Source organism: Pseudomonas marginalis (genome assembly GCF_001645105.1).
GTDB lineage: Bacteria > Pseudomonadota > Gammaproteobacteria > Pseudomonadales > Pseudomonadaceae > Aquipseudomonas > Aquipseudomonas petroselini.
Genome location: NZ_LKEG01000025.1, coordinates 1 through 7,959 on the forward strand (window position 1 = coordinate 1; position 7,959 = coordinate 7,959).

At 57.6% G+C, this 7,959-nt stretch carries 7 protein-coding genes and 2 pseudogenes; 5 read left to right on the forward strand and 4 right to left on the reverse strand.

The window, feature by feature from the left end:
* Positions 1-137, forward strand: a pseudogene (locus AO064_RS30630) (electron transfer flavoprotein subunit alpha/FixB family protein); the annotation flags it as partial.
* Between the two features lie 62 nt (positions 138-199).
* Here AO064_RS30630 and AO064_RS04150 read toward each other — a convergent pair.
* Positions 200-1,570, reverse strand: coding sequence for an aspartate aminotransferase family protein (locus AO064_RS04150; RefSeq protein WP_064052492.1), 1,371 nt, complete (start codon positions 1,568-1,570; stop codon positions 200-202).
* Between the two features lie 161 nt (positions 1,571-1,731).
* Between AO064_RS04150 and AO064_RS04155 the strand changes: the two genes are divergently transcribed.
* A complete protein-coding gene (locus AO064_RS04155) occupies positions 1,732-2,394 on the forward strand; it encodes a GntR family transcriptional regulator (protein WP_064052493.1) in 663 nt (220 codons plus the stop codon).
* Between the two features lie 82 nt (positions 2,395-2,476).
* On the opposite strand, the gene AO064_RS04160 is transcribed toward AO064_RS04155, so the two are convergent.
* A complete protein-coding gene (locus AO064_RS04160) occupies positions 2,477-3,358 on the reverse strand; it encodes a LysR family transcriptional regulator (protein WP_064052494.1) in 882 nt (293 codons plus the stop codon).
* 102 nt (positions 3,359-3,460) lie between these two features.
* Here AO064_RS04160 and AO064_RS04165 point away from each other — a divergent pair, with 102 nt between their 5' ends.
* Positions 3,461-4,558, forward strand: coding sequence for an oxidoreductase (locus AO064_RS04165; RefSeq protein WP_064052495.1), 1,098 nt, complete (start codon positions 3,461-3,463; stop codon positions 4,556-4,558).
* Between the two features lie 30 nt (positions 4,559-4,588).
* On the opposite strand, the gene AO064_RS04170 is transcribed toward AO064_RS04165, so the two are convergent.
* Both AO064_RS04170 and AO064_RS04175 read right to left on the reverse strand, forming a co-directional pair.
* A complete protein-coding gene (locus AO064_RS04170; RefSeq protein ID WP_064052496.1) occupies positions 4,589-5,659 on the reverse strand; it encodes an alpha/beta fold hydrolase in 1,071 nt (356 codons plus the stop codon).
* A 321-nt stretch (positions 5,660-5,980) separates the two neighbouring features.
* Positions 5,981-6,634: an SDR family oxidoreductase gene (locus AO064_RS04175; protein ID WP_064052497.1), complete on the reverse strand. Its 654-nt coding sequence runs from the start codon at positions 6,632-6,634 to the stop codon at positions 5,981-5,983.
* Positions 6,635-6,720: 86 nt separating this feature from the next.
* Here AO064_RS04175 and AO064_RS04180 point away from each other — a divergent pair, with 86 nt between their 5' ends.
* Positions 6,721-7,647 carry a LysR family transcriptional regulator gene (locus tag AO064_RS04180; RefSeq protein WP_064052498.1) on the forward strand — a complete coding sequence of 309 codons (927 nt, stop codon included), beginning with the start codon at positions 6,721-6,723 and terminating at the stop codon, positions 7,645-7,647.
* A gap of 166 nt (positions 7,648-7,813) precedes the next feature.
* Positions 7,814-7,959 (forward strand): annotated as a pseudogene (locus tag AO064_RS04185) (VOC family protein); the annotation flags it as partial.

Sequence of the window (7,959 nt, forward strand, 5' to 3'; positions counted from 1 at the left end):
TGGCCGGTATGAAAGACTCCAAAGTGATCGTTGCGATCAACAAGGACGAAGAAGCACCGATCTTCCAGGTGGCTGATTACGGCATGGTGGCGGACTTGTTTGACGCGGTGCCGGCGTTTCTGGCTGAGCTGAACTGAAGACGCGGTTGTTGACGCAAAAAAAGGCCTGGTTCACACCAGGCCTTTTTCATGGTGCTCACTTAGCCATTGACCCATTTGCTGGTGTCGTCCAATGCCATGCCAAACCGATCCACGATTGACCGCACCTCATCTTCATTAATGATCAGCGGAGGGCAGAAAGCGATGGCGTCGCCCATGTTGCGCGTGATCATGCCATGCGCCTGGGCACGTCCTGCCAGATAGCGTCCGAGCGTGCCTGGCGCGTCCAAGGGGGCCTTGGTGGCGCGGTCAGCGACCAGTTCGACGGCTGCGATCAGGCCCGCCCCCCTGATCTCACCGACCAACGGATGATCGCCGAAACGTTGCAACTCTCTGCGCAGGAGTTCACCCATCTGTGCGGCATGCGCCACGAGGTTTTCTTCATCAATGATTTTCAGGTTTTCCAGCGCGACGGCTGCCGCCACAGGATGCCCGCCGCCGGTAAAGCCATGGCCCAGTGCGCCGAAGGACTTGGTCTGGTCAGCGATGCCTTGATACACCCGCTCATTGAGCAGAATGGCCGATATCGGCTGGTAGGACGACGACAGTTGTTTGGACAGAATCATGATGTCCGGTTCAATGCCGAAGGTCTGGCTGCCGAACATAGTACCGGTACGGCCGAAGCCACAGATCACCTCGTCGGCGACAATCAGAATGTCGTGCTTGCGGCACACTCGCTGGATTTTCTCCCAGTAGGTGCGCGGCGGCACAATCACGCCACCGGCCCCCATCAAGGGCTCTCCGACGAATGCCGCGATGGTTTCCGGACCCTCTTTTAGGATCAACGCCTCCAGTTCAGCGGCAAGTCGATCAGCAAATTGCTCCTCGGTTTCATGCGGCAGCGCATGGCGGTAGTGGTGCGGGCAGCCGACGTGCAGGAAGCCTTGCAACGGGACATCGAAGCCGCGCTGGTTGGCCGGCAGGCCCGTGAGGCTGGCACTGGCAAGCGTGATGCCGTGGTAGCCGCCGATTCGGCTGATGAATTTTTTGCGGGTCGGTTTGCCCTGGGCATTATTGAGATACCAGACCAGCTTGATCACGGTGTCGTTGGCCTCGGAGCCGGAGTTGGTGAAGAACACCTTGCTCATGGGCACCGGCGCCATGTTGATCAGCTTCTCCGCCAGCTCGATGCTGGGGGCGTGGGCCTTATGACCAAACAGGTGGTAGAAGGGAAGGGTAGACATCTGCTTTTCAGCCGCCGCCACCAGTCGCTTGTTGCTGAAGCCCAGGGCCGCGCTCCATAGCCCGGCCATGGCCTCTATGTAACGTTTGCCGTTTTCGTCGATGACGAACACCCCCTCCCCTCGATCAATCACCAATGGCCCCTGTTCCTCGTGAGCCCTGGCGTTGGTGTAGGGGTGCAATTGATGACGCATGTCTTTGTCGGCTAGAGAGGAACGTGTCGTGCTCATGATGATCTCGCTGTTTTATGGGACCGCTAACTGAAGCATAATGCATGATGCATCATGTTGTGTAGCTGGTTTTTTCTCCATAAAACCGCGATGATGCAGCCCTGTGCTGTCGGGGCCTTGTTTCCCGCCAAATAGAGCCTCTCCCTCCATTCGGATCTGATATGAGCTACCCAATCGGTGAAATAAAACACGCGTATCTCGGCACCAGCGTCTATTCATCGCTACGGGAAGCGTTGGTCACGGGAAAGCTCAAGCCCGATGACAAACTTCGCATTCGTGACCTGGCCATGCAGTTGGGCACCAGCGTCACCCCTGTGCGCGATGCAATTCTTCAGTTGGCGAAAGAGCAAGCGTTAGTCATGAAGACGCCCAAGGACATACGCGTTCCGATCTTGACGAGCCAACAATATTTGGAAATTCGCGCTGTGCGGCTGGCCCTTGAGGGGTTGGCTGCGGAGACGGCGGCGAGCCTTGTCACCGATGAGGATTTGAAGCGTATTGAGGCCAACATCAAGGCCAACCTTGACGCAATTCATCGTGAAGACATGAGCGAAGCGTTGAACCTCAACCAGACGTTCCACTTCTTTTTTGCCGACATCGCTCAAATGCCGCTGTTGCGAGGCTTTCTGGACAGTCTATGGATGCGCACCGGGCCACTGCTCGCACTGGCCTACGATCACTTTTCGGAGCAGATGGCGATCGAGCACCACTGGGAAGTGTTGGCGGCCCTGAAGAACCGTGATGGGGTTGCCGCAAGGCAGGCGATCTGTACGGACATTCTTGACGGCAACGAAATGATGCTGGAATTTATCAAGACGCAGTAAGTGCAACTTTCATTCTGACTTGCATAAAAGCGTTGGTGGAGCATCGTGTCTCCAGTTTCGAGAGGCAGATGACTGCTACCCGTCATTGGCCTCTCTTGAGTTCCGCTTCCAAGTGCTCAACGAACACGCGCACTCTGTGCGGAACATGGTGACGGGTCGGCAGCATCGCCGTGATCGAAAGTTGCTCGGGCAGCACATCCTCAAGGTTCACCCTTGCGAGCGAACCTTCAGCAAGCTCGTTGCGGATGTCCCAATACGTCAGCATGGCCAGGCCCAGGCCTTGCTTGCTTGCAGTGCGCACCGCCTCGACACTGTTGGCGGAAAACGCTCCTTGAGCGCGAATGGCCACTGCGTTCTCGCCATGGGTGAACGGCCAGTAAGGCATGCTGTGCAATGCGATGCATTGATGATGATTGAGGTCATCCAGCACCGTCGGCGTACCCCATTGCGCCAGGTAGGCCGGGCTTGCGCAGACCACACGCGGATTTGGTGCCAGGGGTGTGGCCACCAACGTTGAGTCGCGCAATGTGGCGATGCGGATGGCCACATCAATGCCGAGCCCGGCGATGTCGATGATGCTGTCCGATAGCGTCAGGTCGACCTTGAGGGTCGGGTTGTCAGCCAGCAATGCCGGGAGCAACGGCATGATGACGGTTTGGCCAAAGACGCTGGGGGCGGTGACCCTCAATGTGCCGCTGGCACTGCCCGCACTGGTTTTCAATGTGGCACGCGCAGCTTCGTTGGCCTCGAGCATGGTCTTTGCGTAAGGCAGGTAAATTTCGCCTTCCGGCGTGAGTGCGACGGAGCGCGTAGTACGGTGTACCAGGCGCACACCCAGCTCTTTTTCCAGGGCCGCCAGACGCCGTGAGACGGTCATCGCCGACAACCCAAGTCGTCGTGCGGCCTCGGACAGGCTGCTGCTGATGGCGACGTTGGCGAACACCTCTATCTCGGGAATCTGCATGGCTATAACCGTTTGCGTTAAGGCGCCTTATTGCAAGCGTGCGCTTCTAATGAGCTATTGCCGCGCTTATCGTCGTGGCTGGCGAATAATTGAGGGCAAATCATGACAGCATTAAACCCGCGCATTGTAACTCCATTCGATATGGGCGCTCTTAAACTGAAAAATCGCATGGCGCTTGCACCCATGACACGCGTCAGTGCGAGCGAGAGCGGCAATGCCACACCTGCAATGGTTCGATACTACGAGCGTTTTGCCCGTGGCGGTTTTGGCTTGGTCATCACGGAGGGGATCTATACCGATCGCCACTATGCCCAAGGCTATCTGAACCAGCCCGGTATCACTGACAGCGAACAGGCGCTGGCCTGGCGCGCGGTGGTCGAGGCGATTCATCAGCACGAAAGCGCTGCCATCGCGCAGATCATGCATGCCGGCGCACTGAGCCAAGCGAACCGTTTTGTCGAGCAGTCTGCCGGCCCTTCGGCCATTCGCCCGAAAGGTCAGCAGATGAAGTTCTATTACGGCGAGGGTGCCTACCGGGTGCCCCAGGCCATGAGCGATGAAGCTATCGCGGATGCCATTGATGGGTTCGCCCAGGCGGCTAAGCGGGCTGTTGAGGTCGCAGGTTTCGACGGTGTCGAGATCCATGGCGCCAATGGCTATTTGCTGGATCAGTTCATGACGGACTACTCCAATCAACGCGCAGATCGATGGGGCGGTGATGTTCGCCAGCGCTTGAGCCTGACGCTTGAGGTCATCGCAGCGGTAAAAAAGGTGGTCGGGCACTCGCCTGTGGGGGTGCGTATTTCCCAGGGCAAGGTCAATGACTTTGAGCACAAGTGGGCGGGTGGGGAACATGACGCGCAGGCGATCTTCGGCAGCTTGGCTGACGCCGGTGTCGACTACATCCATGTGACGGAGCATCAAGTCACGCAGCCGGCCTTCGACGGTCACGAGACCAGCCTGGTAGCACTGGCCCGTCGCTATGCGCCGAACGTCGTCTTGATCGCCAATGGGGGAGTGCAGGACTCGCAGAGTGCTGAACAGGCCCTGCAGACTGGCGCAGATATCATCGCCGTCGGCAAGGCTGCCTTGGCCAATCCGGACCTGGTACAACGGTTGCGCGAGTGTCGTGCGCCGGAACCTTTCGACCCATCGCTGCTTGCGCCGATTGCCAATATCAAGGACCGCGAGTTGAAGTAGGCGCAGTGAGTTACAGGTCGGCGGTTGGGTTTAGCGCGCCTTTTCAGTCTCGTGCATGAACTGCCCCAGCTCCTTGCTGTAAAACTTCGCCATGCTCGTGGTGCCGTGGCCACGGGTCTCGGCACTGGCGGGGATAAGTAAGAGTCGTGCGTGCTTGAGTTCTTTCATCGACGCCTCCAGCCGCCCGGTTTCCGGCGGGTTGCGTTCATCGTCCGCCGAGTTGATGACCATCACAGGAGCCTGAATTTTTTCCAGGCCTAGGGCTGCGTTGTAGTCGGCAGACGATTGCCATTGGTAGATAAAGTCATTTGCGTCGGCGGTTTGTGCAGCGCTGAGGCGTTCATCCACCAGCTTGTCGGCCTGGGCGCGAGTCGGTGCGGCGGCCTGATACGCCAGGGTTCCGCCACTGGTCCCGACGCTGAACATTGCGTTGGCCAAGCGCAGGGACGGCGGTTGCGCGCTGTAGTTACCGTTGTTCCAGGCTGGGTCCTGCTTGATCGACTCCACCAGCAAACGGCGCATCATCCAGTTGCGGGATGACATTTCGGTGGGTTGGGACGCCATGGGCACCAATGCGTCCATCATCTGCGGCCAAGTCTGGCCCCACATCCACGTTTGCATGCCGCCCATGGAGTTGCCGATGACCAGCCTAAGGTGCTTGATACCCAGGCCTTCGGTGACCAACCGATACTGGGCTTGAACCAGGTCGGTGTAGTTGTACGCCGGAAACCGAGTGCGCAAGCCGTCCGAGGGTTTGCTGGATTGGCCAACGCCAATGCCGTCGGTGGAAATGATGTAGTACTTGCTCGCGTCCAGCGGCTGGCCTGGACCGAATAATTCGCCACCAAAATCTTTGCTCAGCACATCGCTGCCTGGCCGGTAGGTGCCGTGCAAGTACAGGACGGCGGGGTTTTTGGGGTTGCCAAGGGTTATGTAGTGCAGTTTGAGATTGGCGAGTTTTTCACCGGAATGGAAGGTGAACTCCGGGGCGATCCAGTCGCCCTCGGTCGCGGCGGGTAACGGCGCGGCGCTGACGGCGGCGCCGATCAAGGCTAGGGAAAACAACAGGCCGATCGCGGGTCGTGAGCTGAATCTAGGCATGGGGATGTCCTATTGTTTTTGTTTTAGGAGCCCCTGCGCACCAATGCGCGCAGGGGCGGTGATCAGTTAGCGTGCCTTGCAGACGCAGGTCCAAGTCGACCGCCTAGGCCCGGTCCCCGCTAGCACAACCAATCATCAGGCGTCAGGGCGTCATGCGTGCTGGAGCGATACGTCTGAAATGATCAGATAATGTTAATTTTTTTAATCTAACATTATTTAACATTGCGGTGCCGCTGTGTGGAGAAAAAAGGCTTGGAAAAAAGTGAGCACCGTTTTTGGCGGTGCTCACTGGGTTTAACAGGTGATATGCACGGTATGGCGTTAGCGCGAATAGGTGACTTCCGCCGTCCAGTTCGACGCTTTCTGGTTGTGCAGGTCCCAGAAAGCCTTGGCAATGCCCACCGCCTCCTCGGATTCGGGTTCGACGAACGCGGCTACAGTGACCGTGGCCACATGCACGTTGTGGGTTTTCGCCGACTCGAAGAGCCCCGCCGTCAATGCGCGAATACCGGCTTTACCCAGGCTCAACGAAAGGTAATCCGCGTTCGGTTCAATGCCGAAAAAACCACCCGTCAGCAGAAGTGTGCCGCTTTTGCGCGCGTACATAAGGTTGAGGCTGGCCTGTGCCGCCGCCAGTGCGCCACCGATGTTGACGTTAAGGTCCTGGTTGAAGGTGTCGAGTGGCTGCTCGGCAAGGGACGCCTGGCGAATGATCGCGGCGTTGTAGTGCGTCACATCGAGCCCGCCGAAGCGCGTCTGAATATGTTCGACCAACCTTGAGATAGCCTGCGGGTCTGCAGCATCTACCTGCTCGGCATAAGCTTCATAACCAGCCTCTTGGAGGCGCTTGACCAGTGCCTGGGTTTTTTCCAGGTTACGGGCACTGAGTACGACCCGGAAGCCTTCAAGGGCGAAACGTGCAGCTGTTTCATAGCCAATGCCAGGACCGGTGCCGATGCTTAGAAAAGTCTTCATTACGGTTTTCTCTGTCAGGTGTGAATGTTCCGCTCAGGCTAACAGCTGCATAATTGGAGATAATCATTGGATGGTGAATAACTATCATGCAAAAAATGCAGGAATTATTAGGGCGTGTGACGCTGGATGAGTTATCGGCATTCGTGGCAGTGGTGGAATCGCTCAGCTTCACCGAAGCGGCCAAAGTGATAGGGCGCGACGCGACGATTGTTTCGCGTCGGGTCGGACAGTTGGAGGAGCGACTTGGTATACGTTTGCTTTCCAGGACGACGCGGCGCGTGGCGTTGACAGAGGTCGGGACGCTGTATTACCAGCGGGTTCGCGCATTGCTTGATGAGTTGGACGGCGCGAGCCAGGAGGCGAGTAACTTCGCCACCAGCCCCCAGGGTTTGCTCAGGGTGTCACTGCCCATCACCTTTGGCCGTCGATGGGTCGCGCCGCTGCTGCCCGCATTTATTGCCCAGCACCCGAAAATCCGCGTGGACGCGCGCTTTGCCGATCGGTACGTGGATGTCGTGGCGGAAGGCTTTGATGTTGCGATTCGCGTCGGCGTTCTGCGCGACAGCACGCTGGTAGCAAAACAGATCGCGCCTTTTCGCAATCGGCTTTACGCCGCTCCCAGCTACCTCGCGCTCCATGGCCAGCCCGAAACCCTGGAAGCGTTGGCCGAGCATGCCTGCCTGGGATTCTGCAGCCACTCCAGCTGGCCGGATTGGGTGCTGAAAAACGGCAACCAGCAAAAGACTGTCAGGCCTACGGGGCCGCTGATCTCCGACAGTTCTGAGTCGCTTTTACAGGCGGCGGTGGAGGGTGTTGGGATCATTCTGACGCCTGACTGGTTGGCTGGAACGGCGGTGCGCGACGGCACGCTCGTGCAAATACTTTCGCAATGGGAAGGCGCGGAAGCGGGTGGGATCTATGCCGTTATGCCGCCGGGGCGGCTGGTTCCGACGAAAACAAGGGTGTTTGTCGATCAAATTACCCATGCGATTCAGGCGGGTTGGGAGCAGTAAACAAAGACTGCCGATTAACAAAATAAAATTGTGCTTGTGAAAAATTTATATTGATTTTTTTTAAGAGGGTGCGGCTTTAGCATAAATCCACCTTCAAAAAAGTCGTCGGGCAGCGACCACGGTGTCCGGCACCACAAACCAATAAAAAATTGTTATCGGAGTCCTGATGAGTCTTTCTCCTTTCCACCTCGCAATCCCTGTGTATGACCTGGCCGCCACACGTCACTTTTACGGTGAGGTGTTCGGTCTTTCCGAAGGTCGCTCGAGCGACCAGTGGGTAGACTTCGATTTCTACGGCCATCAACTGGTCAT

Excerpts from the sequence above, each read along its gene's own strand:
- AO064_RS04150 (WP_064052492.1), bottom strand. The coding sequence starts at position 1,570 with ATGAGCACGACACGTTCCTCTCTAGCCGACAAAGACATGCGTCATCAA.
- AO064_RS04155 (WP_064052493.1), top strand. The coding sequence starts at position 1,732 with ATGAGCTACCCAATCGGTGAAATAAAACACGCGTATCTCGGCACCAGC.
- AO064_RS04160 (WP_064052494.1), bottom strand. The coding sequence starts at position 3,358 with ATGCAGATTCCCGAGATAGAGGTGTTCGCCAACGTCGCCATCAGCAGC.
- AO064_RS04165 (WP_064052495.1), top strand. The coding sequence starts at position 3,461 with ATGACAGCATTAAACCCGCGCATTGTAACTCCATTCGATATGGGCGCT.
- AO064_RS04170 (WP_064052496.1), bottom strand. The coding sequence starts at position 5,659 with ATGCCTAGATTCAGCTCACGACCCGCGATCGGCCTGTTGTTTTCCCTA.
- AO064_RS04175 (WP_064052497.1), bottom strand. The coding sequence starts at position 6,634 with ATGAAGACTTTTCTAAGCATCGGCACCGGTCCTGGCATTGGCTATGAA.
- AO064_RS04180 (WP_064052498.1), top strand. The coding sequence starts at position 6,721 with ATGCAAAAAATGCAGGAATTATTAGGGCGTGTGACGCTGGATGAGTTA.